Source organism: Variibacter gotjawalensis, from assembly GCF_002355335.1.
GTDB classification, from domain to species: domain Bacteria; phylum Pseudomonadota; class Alphaproteobacteria; order Rhizobiales; family Xanthobacteraceae; genus Variibacter; species Variibacter gotjawalensis.
Genome location: NZ_AP014946.1, coordinates 2306749 through 2326420, shown reverse-complemented (window position 1 = coordinate 2326420; position 19672 = coordinate 2306749). Strand labels below are relative to the sequence as shown.

Annotated in this window: 20 protein-coding genes; 12 read left to right on the top strand and 8 right to left on the bottom strand. The window is 62.2% G+C overall.

Translation table 11 applies throughout. The annotated features are described in order from the left end of the window. Positions 1 to 29 precede the first annotated feature (29 nt). Both GJW30_RS11245 and GJW30_RS11240 read left to right on the top strand, forming a co-directional pair. A complete protein-coding gene (locus tag GJW30_RS11245; RefSeq protein ID WP_096355321.1) occupies positions 30 to 1502 on the top strand; it encodes a YcjX family GTP-binding protein in 1473 nt (490 codons plus the stop codon). Beyond that, positions 1499 to 2524: a YcjF family protein gene (locus tag GJW30_RS11240; RefSeq protein ID WP_096355319.1), complete on the top strand. Its 1026-nt coding sequence runs from the start codon at positions 1499 to 1501 to the stop codon at positions 2522 to 2524. Before GJW30_RS11245 ends, GJW30_RS11240 begins: the two co-directional genes overlap by 4 nt. Here the strand turns inward: GJW30_RS11240 and GJW30_RS11235 are convergent. Next, positions 2521 to 3126, bottom strand: a complete 606-nt coding sequence (locus GJW30_RS11235; protein ID WP_096355317.1) for a hypothetical protein — start codon at positions 3124 to 3126, stop codon at positions 2521 to 2523. The two genes, GJW30_RS11240 and GJW30_RS11235, sit on opposite strands and share 4 nt — an antisense overlap. A gap of 133 nt (positions 3127 to 3259) precedes the next feature. On the opposite strand from GJW30_RS11235, the gene GJW30_RS11230 reads away from it, so the two are divergent. Together GJW30_RS11230 and GJW30_RS11225 are read left to right on the top strand one after the other, a co-directional pair. Beyond that, positions 3260 to 3937, top strand: a complete 678-nt coding sequence (locus tag GJW30_RS11230) for an SOS response-associated peptidase (RefSeq protein WP_096355315.1) — start codon at positions 3260 to 3262, stop codon at positions 3935 to 3937. 50 nt (positions 3938 to 3987) lie between these two features. After that, positions 3988 to 4167 (top strand): CsbD family protein, encoded by a 180-nt coding sequence (locus tag GJW30_RS11225; RefSeq protein WP_096355313.1) that lies wholly within the window; start codon positions 3988 to 3990, stop codon positions 4165 to 4167. A 161-nt stretch (positions 4168 to 4328) separates the two neighbouring features. Here the strand turns inward: GJW30_RS11225 and GJW30_RS11220 are convergent, their stop codons facing one another. The 3 genes from GJW30_RS11220 to GJW30_RS11210 form a co-directional block, all read right to left on the bottom strand. Then, complete coding sequence (locus tag GJW30_RS11220; RefSeq protein ID WP_096355311.1) at positions 4329 to 5594, bottom strand: GNAT family N-acetyltransferase; 1266 nt, start codon at positions 5592 to 5594, stop codon at positions 4329 to 4331. A 173-nt stretch (positions 5595 to 5767) separates the two neighbouring features. After that, on the bottom strand, positions 5768 to 6220 hold the full coding sequence (locus GJW30_RS11215; protein ID WP_096355309.1) for a hypothetical protein: 453 nt from the start codon (positions 6218 to 6220) through the stop codon (positions 5768 to 5770). Between the two features lie 173 nt (positions 6221 to 6393). Continuing rightward, positions 6394 to 7215 carry a tripartite tricarboxylate transporter substrate binding protein gene (locus GJW30_RS11210; protein ID WP_157746738.1) on the bottom strand — a complete coding sequence of 274 codons (822 nt, stop codon included), beginning with the start codon at positions 7213 to 7215 and terminating at the stop codon, positions 6394 to 6396. A 420-nt stretch (positions 7216 to 7635) separates the two neighbouring features. Here GJW30_RS11210 and GJW30_RS11205 point away from each other — a divergent pair, with 420 nt between their 5' ends. Genes GJW30_RS11205 through GJW30_RS11195 form a run of 3 tightly spaced genes read left to right on the top strand, consistent with a single transcriptional unit; the run spans position 7636 to position 10051 of the window. After that, positions 7636 to 8016 (top strand): hypothetical protein, encoded by a 381-nt coding sequence (locus tag GJW30_RS11205; protein WP_197703722.1) that lies wholly within the window; start codon positions 7636 to 7638, stop codon positions 8014 to 8016. 17 nt (positions 8017 to 8033) lie between these two features. Next, the gene (locus GJW30_RS11200) at positions 8034 to 9248 is read left to right on the top strand and encodes a patatin-like phospholipase family protein (RefSeq protein WP_096355305.1); all 1215 of its coding nucleotides are present in this window, start codon (positions 8034 to 8036) and stop codon (positions 9246 to 9248) included. A 53-nt stretch (positions 9249 to 9301) separates the two neighbouring features. Next, a complete protein-coding gene (locus GJW30_RS11195) occupies positions 9302 to 10051 on the top strand; it encodes a class I SAM-dependent methyltransferase (protein ID WP_096355303.1) in 750 nt (249 codons plus the stop codon). A 64-nt stretch (positions 10052 to 10115) separates the two neighbouring features. On the opposite strand, the gene GJW30_RS11190 is transcribed toward GJW30_RS11195, so the two are convergent. After that, entirely contained in the window at positions 10116 to 11291 is a 1176-nt protein-coding gene (locus GJW30_RS11190; RefSeq protein WP_096355301.1) for a vWA domain-containing protein, read from the bottom strand. Between the two features lie 332 nt (positions 11292 to 11623). Between GJW30_RS11190 and GJW30_RS11185 the strand changes: the two genes are divergently transcribed. The 3 genes from GJW30_RS11185 to GJW30_RS11175 are packed head-to-tail and all read left to right on the top strand — an operon-like array spanning position 11624 to position 14369. After that, a complete protein-coding gene (locus tag GJW30_RS11185; RefSeq protein ID WP_096355299.1) occupies positions 11624 to 12565 on the top strand; it encodes a GNAT family N-acetyltransferase in 942 nt (313 codons plus the stop codon). A 19-nt stretch (positions 12566 to 12584) separates the two neighbouring features. Then, a complete protein-coding gene (locus GJW30_RS11180; protein WP_096355297.1) occupies positions 12585 to 13721 on the top strand; it encodes a GNAT family N-acetyltransferase in 1137 nt (378 codons plus the stop codon). A gap of 54 nt (positions 13722 to 13775) precedes the next feature. Then, the gene (locus GJW30_RS11175) at positions 13776 to 14369 is read left to right on the top strand and encodes a LysE family translocator (RefSeq protein WP_096355295.1); all 594 of its coding nucleotides are present in this window, start codon (positions 13776 to 13778) and stop codon (positions 14367 to 14369) included. On the opposite strand, the gene GJW30_RS11170 is transcribed toward GJW30_RS11175, so the two are convergent. Further along, on the bottom strand, positions 14353 to 15741 hold the full coding sequence (locus GJW30_RS11170; protein ID WP_096355293.1) for a spinster family MFS transporter: 1389 nt from the start codon (positions 15739 to 15741) through the stop codon (positions 14353 to 14355). The two genes, GJW30_RS11175 and GJW30_RS11170, sit on opposite strands and share 17 nt — an antisense overlap. Positions 15742 to 15954: 213 nt before the next feature. Between GJW30_RS11170 and GJW30_RS11165 the strand changes: the two genes are divergently transcribed. Next, entirely contained in the window at positions 15955 to 16758 is an 804-nt protein-coding gene (locus GJW30_RS11165; protein WP_197703721.1) for a UDP-2,3-diacylglucosamine diphosphatase, read from the top strand. A 28-nt stretch (positions 16759 to 16786) separates the two neighbouring features. Here GJW30_RS11165 and GJW30_RS11160 read toward each other — a convergent pair whose 3' ends face one another. Next, positions 16787 to 17908: a ceramide glucosyltransferase gene (locus GJW30_RS11160; protein WP_096355289.1), complete on the bottom strand. Its 1122-nt coding sequence runs from the start codon at positions 17906 to 17908 to the stop codon at positions 16787 to 16789. 77 nt (positions 17909 to 17985) lie between these two features. Here GJW30_RS11160 and GJW30_RS11155 point away from each other — a divergent pair, with 77 nt between their 5' ends. Further along, entirely contained in the window at positions 17986 to 18963 is a 978-nt protein-coding gene (locus GJW30_RS11155) for a threonine ammonia-lyase (protein WP_096355287.1), read from the top strand. A 6-nt stretch (positions 18964 to 18969) separates the two neighbouring features. Here GJW30_RS11155 and GJW30_RS11150 read toward each other — a convergent pair whose 3' ends face one another. Then, positions 18970 to 19602 (bottom strand): hypothetical protein, encoded by a 633-nt coding sequence (locus GJW30_RS11150; RefSeq protein ID WP_096355285.1) that lies wholly within the window; start codon positions 19600 to 19602, stop codon positions 18970 to 18972. Positions 19603 to 19672: the final 70 nt, after the last annotated feature.

Sequence of the window (19672 nt, the reverse complement as noted above, 5' to 3'; positions counted from 1 at the left end):
ACGCCGGGTCTCGTGCTTATCTCCGCCGCATGAACTGGCTGACCCAACTCACCGAAGAGACGCGCATCACGGCGCGCGCGCTCGGCGACTATACGGCGGGCCTGTTCAACCCGACGCTGCGGCTCGGCGTGACCGGCCTCTCCCGCTCCGGCAAGACGGTGTTCATCACGGCGCTCGTCCATGCATTGACGCAAGGTGGTCGCCTGCCCGTCTTCGAGGCTTTGGCAAAAGGCCGCATCACGGGAGCGAGGCTGGCGCCGCAGCCGGACGATAACGTGCCGCGCTTCGACTACGAGAACCATCTCAAGGCGCTGGTCGACGCACGCGTCTGGCCCGACTCGACGCGGCGCATCAGCGAGCTGCGGCTCGTCATCGACTATCAGCCGGCGGGCGGCGGCGCGGACCGTACGCTGACGCTCGACATCGTCGATTATCCGGGTGAGTGGCTCCTCGATCTGCCGTTGCTGACGAAGACCTATGCGGAGTGGTCGGCCGATACGATCACGCGGTCCCGGCAGGGCACGCGCGCCGGACTTGCCGGCGAATGGCACGCGAACCTGAAGACTCTCAATCCGGATGCGCCGGCGGACGAAGCCGTCGTGCAGGATGCCGCGCGGCTATTCACGTCGTATCTGCGCGCGTGCCGCGAAGACAAATTCGCGATGAGCCTGCTGCCGCCCGGCCGCTTCCTGATGCCGGGCGATCTTGAAGGCTCGCCCGCCCTCACCTTCGCGCCGATCGAATTATCGCCCGGCGTCGAGATCGCCGACGGCTCGCTTGCCGCGATGATGGAGCGCCGCTTCGAGGCTTACAAGGACGTGCTGGTGCGGCCGTTTTTCCGCGAGCACTTCGCGCGGCTCGACCGGCAGATCGTGCTCGTCGATGCGCTGGCGGCCTTCAACGCAGGGCCGGACGCACTTCAGGATCTGCAGGCGACGCTCACCGAAATTCTCGACTGCTTCCGTGTCGGACGGCAGACGCTGTGGAGTTCGCTGTTTCGTCCGCGTGTCGACCGCATTTTGTTTGCGGCGACAAAGGCCGATCACCTCCACCACACCAGCCATGACCGACTCGAGCGCATTCTCTCGCGCATGATCGCGACCGCGATCGACCGCGCGAAGTTCACAGGCGCCGCGATCGACGTCGTGGCGCTCGCGGCCGTGCGGGCGACGCGCGAGGCGATGGTAGCGGTCGGACGCGACCGCCTGCCCTCGATCATGGGCACGCCGCTGAACGGCGAAACGATTGCCGGCCAGACCTTCGATGGCCAGTCCGAGACCGCGGTGTTTCCAGGCGATCTGCCGGAGGATCCCTCGAAGCTCTTCGATCCTGCCGGTACCGGTTTTCGCGGGCTCACGAGTGGCGCCGGAACAGACAGCGACTACCGGTTCCTGCGCTTCCGCCCGCCGCTGCGCGAGCGTGAGGGTGACAAGCCGCCATCGCTCCCCCACATACGTCTCGACCGTGCGCTCCAATTCCTGATCGGAGACAAATTGGCATGAGCGAGCAGCGCCGCCCGGCCGTTTTCCGGCTCGACGATCCGCATGTCGCGATCAGCGACGTGGATGCGCCGCTGCGCAGCCGTGGCCGCTCCGACATCGTCATCCAGCCCGAGCCCGAGGCTGCGTTGCCGGCCGAAATCTTGGCGCCGCCCGCACGCAAGCGTTTTCGCTGGGGCACGGTGTTCTGGTCGGCGCTTGGCGGCCTCGTGTCGATGGGCGCGAGCCTCTCGGTTTGGAAGCTGGTCGAAGACCTGTTCGCCCGCAACGAATGGCTCGGCTGGCTTGGATTTGTGCTGGCGGTGGTCGCGGCGTTTGCGTTGCTGGTCATCGTCGTGCGCGAGAGTATCGGGCTGATGCGTCTCGCGGCTGTCGAGACGTTGCGCGAGCGCGCCGTTGCCATTCTCGCCAGCGACGATCGGGACGCGGGGCGATCATTGATCGGCGATCTGATCGCCTTCGCGCGCAAGGTGCCGCGTCTCGCTCGCGGGCGCGTCGCGCTTGAAAGTCACGGCCAGGATATCATCGACGGCGCCGACCTCGTGCGCCTTGCCGAGCGCGAACTCCTTCCGGATCTCGACGCCGAGGCACGGCAGCTTGTCGCCGATGCTTCGAAGCGCGTGTCGGTCGTCACTGCGGTCAGTCCGCGTGCCGCCGTCGATATGCTGTTCGTGCTCTACACCGCCGTGCGGTTGATCCGCCGCCTCGCCGAGCTTTACGGCGGACGCCCCGGCTGGCTCGGAATGATCCGGCTCGTGCGTGAAACGATCACGCACCTCGCAGTCACCGGCGGCATGGCGGCCGGCGACTCGATCGTGCAGCAGATGCTTGGCCACGGCGTCGCCGCGAAGCTGTCGGCGAAGCTCGGCGAAGGCGTGTTGAACGGCCTGCTGACGGCGCGTCTCGGGCTCGCGGCGATCGACGTCGTGCGTCCGCTTCCATTCACGGCATTGCCGCGGCCGACAATGACGGATGTCGCGAGCGGCTTCGTCCGCCGCAGAGAGGCGAAGGACGAAGACGTTTAGCTGTCGAGCGGCAGGACTTGCGGCGGCAGCGCATCGGCGCGGTAATAACCGGGACGATTGCGATAGAAGAATGTGCCGAGTTGCCAAGCCAACAGCGCCATAAATACAAAGCCAAATGCGGCCGCGCCGCCGACGCCTGCCGACACTGTGCGCCAGATCAGCACCACCATTGCGACGAACATGCCGATCATCGCGACGATGCCGGGCCAATACAAATACGGCGACAGTCCGACGAGAAGCTGAGGCGTCGACCCGGTCGCGCGGATGCGCTCATGCAGCGTGCGCAGAAACGCCGTGTAGTCGGCATCGCGGCGCTGCTGCTCCACCATGCTGCGCCATGAGGTCGACGCGACGGTGAGCTTCGGCAGACCCTTCACCCAGATCTCTGCGATGAACCGATAGTTCGCCAGCGTGATCGGGCGAAACGACAAGCGGATCGCGCGGATATCGCTATACGGAACCTCGCCGCCGTGGCGGCCGACCTCCCAGTGGAACTCGTCCGGCGCCGCACGAAACGCGCACGCGCTGCCCATGACGGACGGCTTGTAGGCGTATTCGGGATCACCCGGCGGGGGCTCGTGCGCTTCTGCGGCGTCAGTCATCCGGGCTGTGTAGCACCCATGCGGGCGCGATCAACCGCCTTGAGGTCGCGGCCACGGCTTCGCATATTAAGCTTCCTGCTGGTCGCATTTTCTTGACGTGAACCGGTATCCACTTCACTCGAAAAAGCTCTCTATGTGCGCACGCATCAGCCAGTTCAGCGAGCCGTTCAAGTTGCAGTTCGTCGATGGTCTCGACATCGTCGACTCCCGACTCAGCAATATCCCGCGCCGCTACAACGGCGCGCCGGGGCAAGACTTGCTGGTCATCCGCGAGAACCACCGCAGCAGCGAGCGCTCGCTCGACCTGATCCGCTGGGGCTATGTGCCGAACTTCAACAAGGACGCGAAGCCGAAGACGAAGCTCGTCAACATCCGCGCCGAGACGGTCGCGACCTCACGCATGTTCGCGGAGAGCTATGCCAAACGGCGCTGTATCATTCCGGTCGACAATTTCTTCGAGTGGCGCGAGGAAGGCGGCGCGAAGCAGCCGTACGCGATCGGTATGAAGGATGGCGCACCCTTCGCGCTCGCCGGCTTGTGGGACAATTGGAAACATCCGGAGACCGGCGAGTGGCAGCGCACGTTTGCGGTGCTCACGGTCGACGCGAATGAGCTGATGGCGCAGATCCATCACCGCATGCCGGTGATCCTGCGCAACGAGGATTGCGAGCGGTGGATCAGCGAGGAAGCGGATCCGCGCGAGTTGCTCAAGCCCTACCCGTCCGAGCCGATGCGGATGTGGCGTGTATCGCGCCGCGTGAATTCGGTGCGCGAGGACGATCCCGGATTGGTCGAACCTGAAAGCACCTGAGGGAACTTGCCGAGCGCGGTCCACGTTGGTTTGATCATCGGGAGGACCGCATGGACAAGAACCGAATCAAAGGCGCGGCGAAGCAGATCAAAGGATCGATCAAAGACACGGCCGGAAAAATCACCGGCAGCACACAGCTTCGCGTCGAAGGCAAGGCCGACAAGGTCGCCGGCAAGGTTCAGAACGCTTTCGGTAAATTGAAGGATACGCTGAAGGGCCGCTCGTACTAATCGATTTGAACAGCAATCACCTGCCGTCGCTTACGGAGCGCGACCTATCGTTCGTCATGGCCCGCTTAATGCGGGCCATCCACGTCTTAATTAGCCCCACAGATCAGAAAGACGTGGATGGCCCGGACAAGCCGGGCCATGACGGAGAATGCTGAGAAGCCTCAGCCCCACAAGTCGGCGTAGTTGGGGAATTTCTTGAGCGTCTTGTCGTAGCGCGTCGGCTCGAGCAACGGCAGCGCGATGCCGAGACCGAAGTTCGCAATGGCAGACGTGTGACGCACGTAGAGATCGATCGGCGCCAACTCCTGACGGAGATGCAGCTTCGGATCGTAGTTGAGGCCGTTGCTGACGAAGCGCTTGTAACCTTGCGCGATCGCCCAATTCATCACGTCACGGAACGTGTAGTGATAGAGGTGCAGGTTCAGCGCGACCGTGTAATCGAGGCCGATGTATTCGTCATAGATCGCGTCGGCGTGCACCATGCAGAGGTTGAACGCGACGATCTTGCCGTTCTGACGCCAGAGGAAAAAGCGAACGCGATCCGGCATACGGCGGCCGAGTTCGATAAGGTATTCCTTCGTCAGCTTCTCGAAGTGCAGGCTCGAGCGCTCGTAGACGTTGAGATAGAGCGGATAAATCTCGTCGATGACATCGCTGACGTCGCGCACGACTGTCATCTCGATCGGGTCAGCTTTGGCAGCCGCTTTGAATTTGCGGCGCAGATCCTTGCGCGCGATGCGGCTCAGCTTCTTCTGCATGTAGTCGTCGAAGTTGTCGAAGTCCAAACGCAGCTGCGTCATCGGCAGGCTGGGAACGCGCGTGAAGCCGGCGTTATCGCGCAGGACCGCGAGCGCGTCGCGGTACCGCGAGGCAAATTCCTTCAGCACCACGATCGGTGCCTTCATGGCGCGCGCATGTTTGCGCAGCGAGCCCGCAAGTGCAGCCCCGATGGCGTGGCGCTCTCCCGCCGTTGTGGCATCGAGATGACCTTCGCCAGCCGCGCAGCCAACCATCAATGTGCGCAGCCGCATGAAGCGCGGCCACACGCGGCGGACTTTGGCGACCGCATTCTGAATGGTCGCGCCGACGCCGGCGAGCAGATCTTGGTCGAGGAGGAAGAACGGCTGGATGGCCCTCGCTTCGCCGTGCTGATCGAGGAACACGAAGTAGCGATGCTCGAACGAGCCCTCGACCGTGTTCTCGACGATCTCGTAATAGCGGCGGTCTTTGCGCTGCTCGGCGAAAGCGCGCTGCCAGCGCGGCTGATCCGCCAATTCGCGGCCCGTGACGACAACGACTTTCCAGCCGGCGCCAAGCACGGGCGCGGCAAGGCTGTTCTCAGATACCGTTACGGATGGCGCAGCCGACGTCGAGGCCTGAACCTTGGCCAACTTCACGTCACGGTCGAACGATTGGGTGATACTCATTACCCGGCAGCGCCCCGCGTTATTCTCACAACCCACATATAGGGTTTGGCCCATTCCGAAGGTACGGGCCAGATGTGGAAAAGTTGTATGAACAATGTCCTAACGCGATGAGGGGCGGTGTACCCGCCCCTCGCGCTTCAGCCAGAATATTGCTGAATAGTCTTTAGCCGCGGTTAGCGGCGGCGACGCGCCGGAACGGGTTCCCACTGCGGGTTCGCGTCGAACATCGCGTCGACGACGAGACCACCAAGGAACGGCACGACGCAGTTTGCGCCCATGCCCATCGCTTCACGCTGGGTCAGCGGACGACCTTCGGTGTTGTGCACCCAAGCAGCCGCAACCATCGGCGTCAGCGCCATGCAGCCCACCGTGGTGAGGCCCCAAGCGCCGGTGTTGAAGTGACGGCCGCCGCCTGCATTGAGGAAGCGCTTGTGCTCGATTGCGTAGTAGGTGCCAGTCATGGCGCCACCAACAATCACGCCGCTCCAGAAGATGCGGGCATCGCCGAGATCGAACGGACCGATCTGGACGTGCGGATAACCGCCGCGCGACTGCGCGCTAGCGGGGGCAACGAACGAGGCGAGAACCGCAACGGCGGCCACTGCTGCACACAGGATTTTCTTCATGTCACTTTCCCCATGCCGGGGCCAAAGCCCAGGCAAATCAGCCCAAATAGAATCGACCCATCATATGTGACTTGAGGACAACCGAAAGTCGAGCAGCCGAAAAGCAACACTCAGGATTAATTGGGACTATTCAAATTTGATCGAATTCGCGCGGGTTTCCAGCCAGAGTCCCGCTATTTCGCCAGCTCCATGCGGCCCAGCAGCTTTTTTTTGATGTCGATGTCGCGGTTTAGCCGGTGCCGAAAGGTCGCGATATTGGCGAAGTAACTGTCCGGCTGGCCGACCTGCCGCGCCGCCTCGACGTAGATCGGGTCCTTGGCGGCCTGCTCGCAGGCGGCCGCCAGCCGCGTCACCACCTCGCGAGGCGTGGCGGCCGGCGCCATCAGGCCGCCGATGCTGACAGGTGCAACCTCGAACCCCTGCTCCCGGATCGTCGGCACCTCCGGAAACCGCGGGTGCCGCTCCTCGGTGAAGATGCCGAGAATGCGGACATCGCGGCCGACGACCGTACCTTGGACGACAACGGCAACATCGACAGTGCCGGCCAATAGCTCGGACAGCGCTCCGCCCTCGCTACGCGAGGCCGCTGCCTCGATCTTCAGCTTCGAGACGTCCAGGAACTCTTCCATGGCAAGGTTCGGGATCGTTCCGATGCCCTGATGGCCGTATTTGATCGTACCGGGCGCGCTGCGAGCCGCCTCGACAAGATCGTTCACGGTCTGAAACGGCGAATCGGCGCGAACAGCCAAGACCATCGCGTTCGACACGGTCTGGCAGATCGGGGTCAGAGAGTCGGACGTGTAGGCGGCCTCCACGGCACGCATCGCCGGGAGCACGGTCAAAACATATGTCGCGCCGAAAAATAGTGTGTAGCCGTCCGGCATCGCGTGCGCGACCGATGCGGTGCCCAAAGAACCGCCGCCGCCTGCCCGATTGACCACTTGAAATGGCTGGCCAAGCCGCGCCGAAAGAGCCGCCGCGAGCGCGCGCGCCAAGATATCGGTCGTGCTGCCGGGTACGGACGGATTGACGATTTGAACCGGACGGCTCGGAAACGGTTGTGCGTTGGCATGCTGAGACGCCAAAGCCGCCCACAACGCCACGACGATTGCAGTTCGATACACGAGGCTCACCGGTTCCCTACTCGGCACGCTTCTATCACTCGATTTTCGTTCGGGCGAGATTGCTGGCGAACGCGGCTCGGCACAACAGCGAAATTCAAACGAAACCAGAAGCCCGCATGCGCCGTTTGGCGGATGACACGCATTCGTGTGCGACCAATTGTCATTTCAGCTCGCAGCGAATGAACCTCGGAAACAAAGCAGCGACGAAACAGCAGAGACATATTCGCGAAACGTTAGCCGCATACATCGCGCAACGAACAACGCCCTCACAGAGTGGGCCGGAGAATAACAATGGTTGGTCAGTCGAACATGCTATCGCGTGCACAAAAATTCACCCTTGCGGCCGTCGCAACGACGCTGCTGGTCGGCGCGGCCGTCGCGCAAGCCAAACAAACCTACGACGGAAATTGGAGCGTGCTGATCACGACGGACAAAGGTTCCTGTGACCGCGCTTACCGCTACCCGGTTCGCATCGCTAACGGCGTCGTCGGTTATGCGGGCCAAGCAAGCTTCCAGGTTTCGGGCCGCGTTCAGGCGAACGGTGCGATCTCGGTCCGCGTCAGCCGCGGTAGCCAAAGTGCCAACGGTACCGGGCGCCTCAACGGCACGAGCGGCGGCGGCTCTTGGCGAGGCGGCGAGTGCTCGGGAACGTGGACCGCTGAAAAGCGTTAGGTGAACGGAGCTGTCCTATGTCTTCGAACTCGTTTGCACCGAGCAGACGCGGCGTTGCCGCATTGCTGATTTCCGGCTTCGCCATCGCGGCAAATCCGGCGCTCGCTGCGCCGTCGCGATCGAAGAAGAAGGAAGCCGCGAAGGTTGAGCCTAAGCCCAACCTCGAGCGCGTCGCCTTCACGGAAGAAGACCAGAAATTCGCAGCCATTCCGGGTTTTCCCGACGCGCGATTCTTTTCGGATGACGAGGCCGCATTCACATCAGTCACGAAAACCGCGATCGGTGCTTGGATTACGCTCTCGGGCGGCGGCGAAGATGGTGCATATGGCGCAGGCGTTCTCTCCGGCCTGACACTGGCCGGCAATCGTCCCGATTTCTCGCTCGTTGTCGGTTCGTCGACCGGTGCACTGATGGCGCCATACGTCTTCCTTGGTGCGAGCCAGGACGAAGCGCTGCGCACGCACTACACATCGATCCATTCGGGCGAAATCTTCGAGCTGATGAATACGCCGGAGAGCTTGTTCGACACGTGGCCGCTCAAGAAGTTGATCGAGCGCAGTGTCTCTGCGGACATGCTCACTGCGATTGCGGCCGAGCATGCGAAAGGCCGCCGCCTCCTTGTCACGACGACGAATCTCGACGCCGGCCGGATGGTAGTCTGGAATATCGGCGCAATCGCTTCGCGTGCGAAGGATGCCGACATGCGTGACGCTGCTGTGCAGCTCGTGCGCAATGTTCTGCTCGCGTCGTCGAGCATTCCGGGCTTCTTCCCGCCGGTGCACATCGATGTGGCGGCCGGTTCGAAATCGTTCTCCGAGATGCACGCCGACGGCAGTATACAGTCGCCGTTTTTCGTCGCGCCCGAAAGCCTGTTGGCACGCGGCAGTGCCAGCCTCGCGGCCCGCGAACTCTACGTGCTCGTCAACAATAAGGTGACGGCAGAATTTGGCATGGCAGAGCGCGCGATTCACAGCGTGCTTGCGCGTTCGATCACGGTGGCGATGAAAGCCGGCCTGCGCGGCGAAGTGATGCGCATCGGCCAAGTCGCTCAGCGTCAAGATTTGCCGCTGCGGCTGGCGGTCGTTCCGCCGAGCTTCAACGTGCAGGCGCGCGGCATGTTCGATCCGGATTACATGAAGGCGTTGTTCGAACACGGCGTCGCGGCAGGCCGGGATGGCCAGGCGTTCGGCAACAGCGCGATGGCTGCCCTGCGTATGGCGTCAGGCGGCTAACTTCACTGCGGCTCCGACGCGGCGTATGTTGCGCGCCACATCGGAGACTAGCTATGACCAAGTCGCTTTCGCAAGAGCATTTCGGCGCACGCGCGCGCGACTATGTTCAGAGCAAGCCGCACGCGCAGGGTAAAAGCCTTGAGCGTCTCACTGCGCTGACAGAACCTCAATCCGGTTGGCAAGTCCTCGATGTTGCGACCGGCGCGGGCCACGTCGCCTACGCTTTCGCGCCGCATGTCGCACGCGTGTGGGCGACCGACATTACGGACGAGATGCTCGCAATCGTGCGTGAGCAAGCCGCCGAACGAAAACTTCCGAACATTCGCGCGGCGCACGCGAAAGCTGAGTCCCTGCCCTTCGAGGATGCGACGTTCGATCTCGTCACCAGCCGTATCGCGCCGCATCACTTCGACAGCATCGCGGATTTCCTGTCCGAGACCCGCCGCGTGCTGAAGCCGGGCGGCATCTTCGCGTTGGTCGACAATGTCGTACCGGAAGGTGCCGTCGGCGACTACGTGAATGCGTTCGAGCGGTTCCGCGACCCGAGCCATCTGCGCGCTTGGGACATGGCCGAGTGGCGCGCTGCGATCTCGAAGGCCGGCCTCAGCGTCACGCACGAGGAAGAGATCTTCAAGAGGATGGAGTTCGCAAGCTGGGCGCAACGGCACGATGCGAACATGCAGCGCTTTCTGCGCGCGATGCTGATTGAAGCGACGCCGGCTGTTCGAGAATTTCTACAGCCTGCCGCCGATGGCTCGACGTTTCGCTTGAGCGAGGGACTGTTTATCGCGAAGGCGCCGTAAAAATTACTCGTCATTGCGAGGAGCGTGCTGCGAAGCAGCCGCGACGTGGCAATGACAAACGGAGTTACCGAACCAACTCCCGCATCGCGTTGTCGAGGCCGGCGAGTGTGAGCGGATACATGCGATCCGACATCAACTGCTTCATCATGCGGATCGAGTGGGTGTAATCCCAGTTCGATTCCGGCACCGGATTGAGCCACACGGCGTGCGGATAGGTTTTCAGGATGCGCTCCATCCAGACCGAGCCCGCCTCCTCGTTGAAATGTTCGACCGAGCCGCCCGGCGATGTAATTTCGTAGGGCGACATCGACGCATCGCCGACGAAGACCAGTTTGTAGTCGTGGCCGAATTTGTGCAGCACGTCCCAGGTCGCGGTCGTGTCGGTGAAGCGGCGGCGGTTCTCCTTCCATACCTTCTCATAGAGGCAATTGTGGAAGTAAAAATGCTCCATGTGCTTGAACTCAGTGCGCGTCGCCGAGAACAGCTCTTCGGTCTGCTTGATGTGCCAATCCATCGAGCCGCCGATATCGAAGAACAGCAGCACCTTCACGGCATTGCGGCGTTCGGCGCGCATATGGATATCGAGATAGCCCTTGTGTGCGGTGTCGCGGATCGTCTCGTCCAGATCGAGTTCGTCCGGCGCGCCTGTGCGCGCGAATTTGCGCAGGCGGCGTAGCGCGACCTTGATGTTGCGCGTGCCAAGTTCGACATCGTCGGCGAGATCCTTGAACTCGCGCTTGTCCCAAACCTTCACGGCGCGGAAGTTGCGGTTCTTGTCTTGGCCGATTCGAACGCCTTCGGGGTTGTAGCCGTAAGCGCCGAACGGCGAGGTGCCGGCCGTGCCGATCCACTTCGAGCCGCCCTGATGGCGCTTCTTCTGTTCCTCGAGACGCTTCTTCAGCGTCTCCATCAGCTTCTCGAGACCGCCCATCGCCTCGATCTGCTTTTTCTCTTCTTCGGTCAGGAATTTCTCGGCGAGCTTCTTGAGCCACTCTTCCGGGATCTCCGCATTGATCGCGTCAGCCATAAGATCGAGGCCTTTGAACACGTGACCAAAGACTTTGTCGAACTTGTCGAGGTTGCGCTCATCCTTCACCAGCGTGACGCGCGCGAGGTAGTAAAAATCCTCGACGCGGCGATCCGCGAGGTCGGCGTCCATCGCCTCCATCAGCGTCAAATATTCACGCAACGTGACGGGCAGGCCCGCGGTCTTAAGCTCGTTGAAGAAGGTGAGGAACATTTCTCTCGGTCCGGACGACATAATGTCGCGGTGGAGTCCGCGATTGGCGTAACCAAAATTATACGCGCTTCCCGCACAACAGAGCAAACAGGAGGCTCTACGTGCTTGATACGGCATTGGAATGCCGGAATACCGATTTTGACTTCGCGATTACCAAAGTACGTCCAACGACGATTGAAGTGTTCTCGGGCCCCGACGCAATTGAGCGGGCGGCCAAGGCCTGGACCACGTTAGACGAGCGCGGCGGCGCCACGACTCCGTTTCAGACGTATCACCTGGCGCGGGAGGTCTCGCGAGTCCATATCGCTCGCGGGGAGACGCCGCATATCGCAGTGGCTTCTCAAGACGGTCGTCCGGTCGTGATCCTCGCGGTTGTGGTTGCGCGCTGGTGTGGCGTTTCGACGCTGCGCTTTCTTGGCGACCCGTTTATCCAATACGGCGATGCGCTGGCGGCACCGGAAGCAACAGCGGATGACATCGCGGCTGCTTGGCGGGCGCTTGCCAAGAAACGGCTCGCAAGCTTCGCGTGGTTGCGCAAGGTGCGGGCCGATGCACACCTGCAGCCCCTGCTCTCGGAATTCGGTTCCGTCATCGCGAGCGACGGCGCCCCGTTCGTTGATTTGCAGCAGCCCGCCGCAATGCCAGGCGCGCGCAAGCTGCGCCGCTTGCGGCAACGCTTCGCGAACCACGGCGAACTCACATTCGATATTCAGGAAGGTGAAGCTGCCAAACCGCTTATCGCGCGCGCGCTCGAACTTAAGCGCGAATGGATGGCGGCGCGCGGGCTCACCAATCGGGTCATTGGTGACTCGGATTGGGAAAGCGTGCTGGACGAGCTTACGGCGCCCGGTGGGCTCGCGAAGATTGCGGCCGCGCGGCTTTCGTCCGGCGGTCGCGCTGCCGCTATCGAGATCGGGTTTGTTTACCGTAATCGCTGGTACGCCTTCCTCGGATCCCTAGAGCCGGAATTCGCAAAGTTCAGTCCCGGGCAGATCCAGACCGCCGACACGATCGAATATTGCCGCGCGGCTGGTTACGACGCGTACGACTTCCTTGGGCCGATCCATCCGCAAAAGACGGCGCTTATGAGCGACCAGATCGCGCTCCGCGATTACGGCGTCGCGCTCGACATCCGGGGCTTTACGGGTCTTTGCGCGGCTCACATCATCCCCTGGGCGAAAGCCGGAATGCTGTCAGTTCCGCCAGGACTTCGCCGTTTCATCATTCGCGGTAACGGGACCGAAAGGGTCGGTTCGGTATCTAGGAGCGGTTAAAACATACCCGGAACCTCACGTGCCCCAAAGCGCTTCGAAGCTTCGCCACATAGACACGCAGCAGGCCGCCGCAGGCGTCGAATTGATTTCCGGCGCTGACGCGATCGAGCGTGCCGCTCCGGCATGGGGCGCGCTTGAAGAATGCGGCGGCGCGCCGACGGCGTTTCAGTCTTACGAGATGGCGCGTGTTTCCGCGCGCGCGCACATGGCCCGTGGCGAACAGATTTACGTCGCGGTCGTGCGCGAAGGCGAGCGACCGATGGCAATCCTTGCCGCGGCGGTCGGCCGGTGGCTCGGCGTACCGACACTGCGCTTTCTCGGCGACCCGTTCATCCAATACGGCGATGCGTTGAAGGCGCCGGAAGCAACCTCCGATCACGTCGCGCGAGCATGGCACGCGATCCGCGACGCGCGTGTCGCGAGCTTCGCGTGGCTGCGCAAAGTGCGCGCCGACGCTCATTTGTCTCAAGCGCTTACAGAAGGCGGCACCGTGATCGGCGCGGACGCCGCGCCGTATATCGATCTTGGCAAACCCGCCGGCAAGCTCGGAGCACGCAAGCTGCGGCGCTCGCGCGAGAAGCTCGCCGAGCACGGCGAAGTCGTATTCGGTGTCAGCGGTGGCGAAGCGGCAAAACCTTGGCTCGATCGCGCGCTGCAGCTCAAGCGCGAGTGGATGGCCGCACGCGGCCTGACCAACCGCGTCGTCGGCGATCCGTTCTGGGAAGGCGCCTTTGGCGCGCTGACGCAGCAGGACGGTCCGATGAAGCTCGTGGCCGCGCATCTCTCGTGCGGCGGCAAGCCCGTCGCGATCGAGATCGCATTCGCGTTCGGCAATCGCTGGTACAGCTATCTTACGGCAACCGAGCCGGACTACGCGAAGTACAGCACCGGTCAGCTTCAGATCGTAGACGCGATCAAGCATGCGCAAGACGCGGGTTTCGAAGTTTATGATTTCCTCGGTCCCGCTTATCCACACAAGACGCAATTCACCGATACGCAGGTCGGCACGAACGACTTCGGTATCGCGCTCGACGTGACGGGTTTCGCCGGACTTTACGCCGCGCAGATGATCCCGAGCGTCAAGGCGCGCGTGTTGTCGCTGCCGCCGGGCTTGCGCCGTTTCATCTTCCGCAACGCCGGAAACGAGACCGCCTAGCGGCACTCTCGTCGCTATGCGAGTGTCAGCCGCATTCGCGGAGAATGCCTCGTTATGCCGGACAATATTTATCCGTTGATACTGTTTGCGTTCGTGGGCTCGTTCACGCCGGGGCCCAACACCATGATGGTGACGGCGTCAGGCACTGCCTTCGGACTTCGCCGCTCGTGGCCGCATATTTGGGGCGTGACGCTTGGCTTCAGCGGCATGATTGCAGCGTTCGGCCTCGGCCTCGGGCAGCTCTTCCACGCCTATCCGACCGCGCATTGGTATCTGCGCATCATCGGTTCGGCGTATCTCCTTTATTTGGCGTGGCGGCTTGCGCTTGCGGGCGATCCGGCATCGAGCACGGATGCGAAAAAGCCGCTGACCTCTCTCGAGGCAGCGGCTTTTCAGTGGCTTAATCCGAAGGCCTATACGCTGGCGATCGGTGTCATTACGGCATTCACGACGACGCAAGGAAACCCGCTTTACGAACTCACCTGGATCGCAGGCGTGTTCGGGATCGTCACGTGGTTTTCCCTGATCTTCTGGTGCCTCTTCGGAGTCGGCATTCGCCGACTCCTTTCGACGCCCCGCGCGATCCGCACCGCGAACATCACGCTCGCGGTGCTTCTCGCCTTGTCAGTGATCACGCTGTTCCTTTGACGAGGCCGCCTGTTGCGGGAGCTGCTCCGGCAACGTCGGCAGCGGTCCCCTCCAGCATCGCTTTGGCATCAGCCGGAAGCGTGCGCGAGGCAAAGAAAATCGCGACGCCGGTCGCGACAAGACAGATCGGCACCAGGAACATCGCGTCGTGGAGCCCGGTCGCCTTGTAGATTTCTGCCATCTTGGTTGCGCCGGCAGCCTCCATAGCTTGATGCGCGTAGTAGTCTGAGAGACCACCGACGACCATCGAGCCCCAAGCGCCGCCGAGGATGTAAAGAGCGCCAAAGTGGATCGCCATTGCGGTTGCGCGCAAGCGGGGCTCAACAACGTCCTGGATCGCCGGATAGACGCTGACGTAGAAAGCGTATTGGAACAGCCAGCCGATGCTGAACACGAAGATGAACAGCATAGCCTGAGAAGCGCTCAACGTCAGGGCATACCAGGTGAGGACGCCCGAGATAACCAGGCCGGCCGCGCCAAGATACAGACGGCCAAATTCGGATTTCTTGTGCGCGAAGTCTGCGACGTAACCGCCGAAGACGAGCCCAATCAATCCGGAAATGCCCGCGATGACGCCGACCGAGATCGAAGCATCACCGAGCGACATTTTGAAGTAGCGCACGCAAAGAACGACAAGGAAGCCGTTTGCCGCATAAGACGCGAAATTCAACGTGATCGAGGCGAGTGTCACCCACCACAAGGTCTTGATCTTGAGGATCTTACGTATCGGGTTCGCGACAGGTGTCTGAGCGACTTTCGTGCTCTCAGCCGCGCCACGAGCGGGCTCCTTGATGAAGAACATCGCGACCGCGATGACGAGGCCCGGGAACATTGCGAGGATCAACGGAGCGCGCCACGAGTCGAAATACTTCACGATCGCACCGACCGAGAAGAAACAGAGCAAAAGACCAAGCGGCAGACCGAGCATATAAATGCCCATCGCGCGCGAGCGCTTGTTCGCCGGGAAGAGATCGCCAATGAGCGATGTCGCGGCAGGCGCATATGCCGATTCGCCGATGCCAACTGCAACGCGGCTGAACAAGAACGATCCGAAACTCCAGGCTGCTCCACCCGCCGCCGTGCATGCGCTCCAGGCAATCAAGCCCCACGCCATGATCTTCTTGCGTGAGCCCGTGTCCGACATGCGCCCTAGCGGTAGGCCGGCAATCGCATAGATCACCGTGAATGCTGCGCCGATGATGCCAAGCTGAAAATCGCTGAGGTTCCATTCATGACGAATGGGCTCGGCAATAATCGCTGGAATCGTGCGATCGAAGAAATTGAAAAGATTCGCTGCAAAAAGCAGAAACAACACCGACCAAGCGTTGGGTGCTTGGGTCGCTGGACCTGGACCAGACGCGCCACCAGACATGGAAAAACACTCCCCTGCAATTAAGCCACTGCCGACTGGCAATACGACGCGTCGGCGCGCGCCAGCGCGGGGGTTCTTCGCCTCCTTCACGCTTTCTTCATAATGATCCAGTTCTGAATCTTTTAAAGCAACCAGCGGTAGAAAACGGCGTCATTGGGGCGTCATCACGAATCGGCAGAATAAAGGAAGAAACTCGCCAACTTGGAATTCGACGTGCAATCAGGCGAACGCACACGGCATTTTCGTAGCCTTTTCATCTCCGATGTTCACCTCGGCACGCGCGGTTGCCAAGCCGAAAAGCTACTCGACTTCCTCCGCCTGCATGACGCCGACACGCTGTATCTGGTCGGCGATATCGTCGATGGCTGGGCGATGAAATCGTCTTGGTATTGGCCCCAAACGCATAACGACGTGGTGCAAAAGCTGCTGCGCAAAGCGCGCAAGGGCACGCGTATCGTCTACATCCCGGGCAATCACGACGAATTCCTGCGCGACTATCTCGGCACGCATTTCGGCGGCATCGAAGTGCTTGAACAGACAATCCACGAGGGCGCGGACGGCAAACGCTATCTCGTCGTCCACGGCGACCTGTTCGACGTCGTCATCCGCCATGCGCGCTGGCTCGCTCTCCTCGGCGACAAGGCCTACGACGCCGCGATCGCGTTCAACACGATCTTCAACAAATGGCGCCGCCGTTTCGGATTTCCTTATTTCTCGCTCTCGCAATGGGCGAAGATGAAGGTGAAAAACGCGGTCAGTTTCATCGGCGAATACGAACAAGCCTTGACCACCGAAGCACGACGTCACGAGACCGACGGGGTGATATGCGGCCACATCCATTATGCGTGCATTCACGGCGACTACGGCCTTGCGTACCTCAACTGCGGCGATTGGGTGGAAAGCTGCACGGCGCTCGTCGAGCACGCCGACGGCCGGTTCGAAATCATCCGCTGGGCCGATGAGGTGCCGGAAGAAATTTCCGAACCCGTGCTGCCGTTCCCGCAGCGGGCGGCTTGAGCCTCAACCGTGATAACATTTGAAGTGATCAGGCGGCGCGTTGCGCGGTCTGCATCTGGTTGCCGCGCCAGACGAAGCGCGAGCCGATCCAGCCGCTCACCCATATCGCCGGCAGCATCACGTCACGTGCGATCCAGGTAATGGGCGAGCGAAGCGTTACATGCCAGCCGCTGGCACGCGCGAGTGCGGCTTCCGCCCCATACCAGAGCGCCGGAAACGCGACGGCGACGGGCAAAGCAACGCCGAGAGAGTTCGCTGCCACGATGGCGGCGAGCCAGCCCGGAAAGCTCGAAGTGCCGATCTCCAACGCATAGAACAGCGGGAAAGAGTCGCGGCGCAAACGCGCCCAGCGCACCTGGCGGCGCCACACATCGGCGAGCGCCCGGGCGCCAAGCGGTTGCTCGAACGGCGGCGTCGCCAGCCGCACACGTTTGCCGTTGCGGCGGACGAGCTTCGTTGCCGCCGCATCCTCAGCGAGTTCATCGGCAAGCGCGCGCGGACCGCCGTGGCGATCGAGATCGGCTTTGCGCCACAGCATCGTCTTACCTTGAGCAAACGAAAAACCGAGGCGATCGGCCGCGTATTGCCAGCGCGCCTGGTACGTATTGAGGAAGCCGCATTCGATCTCGGCCGCGAGATTGCCGGGCAGCGAGCCTATCGGCGGCGAGCAGACCAGCCCCGCCTCCGCGTCCCACGCGCTGGCAAGCCGCTGCAGATAATCCGGCGGCATCATCACGTTGCTGTCGGCAAGGACGATCCACTCGGCCGCAGCCGCGCGCCAACCTTTGACGACGTTGTTGAGTTTCGGGTTCGGCGACACGACATCGCGCCCGATCAGTAGGCGTGACGGCACGCAGCTATGCTGCGCCATCAGTCGGCGCACCAGCGGGATCGCGGGATCGTCCGCGGCGTCGATGCAGAAGATGAGCTCGTAGTTCCAATAGTTGAGCAGGAAGCCGGAGCGCAGTGTCTCTTCGAGATGGTTTTCGAGCCCGCAAACCGGCCGCACGATGCTGATCATCGGCGCGTCGATCTTCGAGGGCGCCGTCTCGCGCTGCCGGCATCCGCGGTATGCCAGCGCGGTGCTGGTCAGATGAACGAGGAGCGAAATAGCGACGAAAATGCCGAGCAAAAGCATCGAATCGATCATGCCGTGTTGTCCGCGATAGCGGTGACGCGCGTGTGACGCAGCTTGCGGCCTTTTCGCCGCGGGCGTAGGCTTGCGCCATGACCGAAACCCTTCCGACTGCGGCAGACATTGACGCTGCCGCCAAACGCCTTGCGGGCGTCGCGTTGCGCACGCCGCTTGTCAGTTCGCCGGTGCTCGATGCACTCGCGGGCGGCCGCGTGTTTCTCAAAGCCGAGACGCTGCAACGCACCGGATCGTTTAAATTCCGCGGCGCATACAACAAGCTCTCCAGCATCCCGGAGAATGGACGCGCGGGCGGCGTCGTTGCCTTCTCGTCCGGCAATCACGCGCAAGGCGTCGCGCATGCGGCGCAGCTGCTCAATATGCGAGCCGCAATCGTCATGCCGAATGATGCGCCGCGCGCGAAACGCGAGCGCACGGCGGCGTTCGGTGCGGAAGTGATCCTCTACGATCGCGTCAAGGAAGACCGCGAGCAGATCGCGCGCGATCTCGCGACGAAGCGCGGTGCCGTGCTGGTGCCGCCTTACGACGATCCCTTCGTCATCGCCGGCCAAGGAACGACAGGCCGCGAGATTGCGGAAGATCTGACGCAGCTCGGGCTTAAGCCGGACAACGTCGTCGTCAACGCATCAGGCGGCGGCTTGACGGCGGGTGTCGCCCTCGCGGTGAAAGCGAAGTTTCCGGACGCGAAGGTGTTCACCTCCGAGCCGCAGTATTTCGACGATCATGCGCGGTCGTTCAAAAGCGGTCATCGGGAAACGAACGCGCAATCGAGCGGCTCGATGTGCGACGCGTTGATGTCGCCGACGCCGGGCAAACTGACATTCGAGATCACGCGTCATCTGGTCGGGAACGGCGTCTCCGCGAGCGAAGATGAAGTCGCGCGCGCGGTCGCGTTTGCGTTCCGCGAGCTCAAGCTCGTCGTCGAGCCCGGCGGCGCGGTTGCGCTTGCCGCGATACTCGCCGGTAAGCTCGATACGAAGGGCAAGGTGACAGTCGCGGTGCTGTCAGGCGGGAACGTCGATGCGGAGCTCTTCGCGAAGCTGGTCGCTTAACGGCGATCAGGTGAAGAGCGCGATGCGCTCTTCTTCGCTCAGCGTGCGGAGGCGTGCGGTGCGCTCCGTCGGCGCAGAATCGTTCGACGCGACCAAACGAAGCGGAATGACTTTCGCGGCCGGACGCTTGTTGCGCTCGGCCATATCGCCGAGATGCTCGCGGACTTCGGTGAGCACGTCGAAGATTTCGCGCGTGCGATTGCCGACCTGCGCGAGATAGCCCTGCACTTCGATGGCGCTGGCAAGTTCGCTCAAGCTCGCGGCCAGCGTTGCGTCACGTTCGCCGGCGCGCTTGGCGAGGAAGCGTGCATCCTTCGCGATCTTCAATGAGCTCGCGACGGTGTTGGTAGTGGTCGAGATGATGCCGTCGACTTCCGCGACTGCGTGATCGATACGGCCTAGCAATTCTTCCGAAGTCGGTGCTTCGACGACGGCCTGACGCGGCTCCGCCGGGCGCGACATTTCGCGCGCAATCGCGTGTTCGAGTTGCGTCACGGCGGTTCGCAAGGTCGCGTGCTCGCGCTCGCTCTTGCGGCGCGCGAATTCGATCAAGAAATTGCGGCCGCGTTCGGTCGCCTGCACGGCAGATGCGATCGCATCGAAGTCGTTTTCGGGACCGTTTGACGGGGTATCTGACATCACTGACCTTGCACTTCCAACGAGCCCCCGTTATGCGCTCGCATTCGTCACAATCGGCTTAACGGGCTTG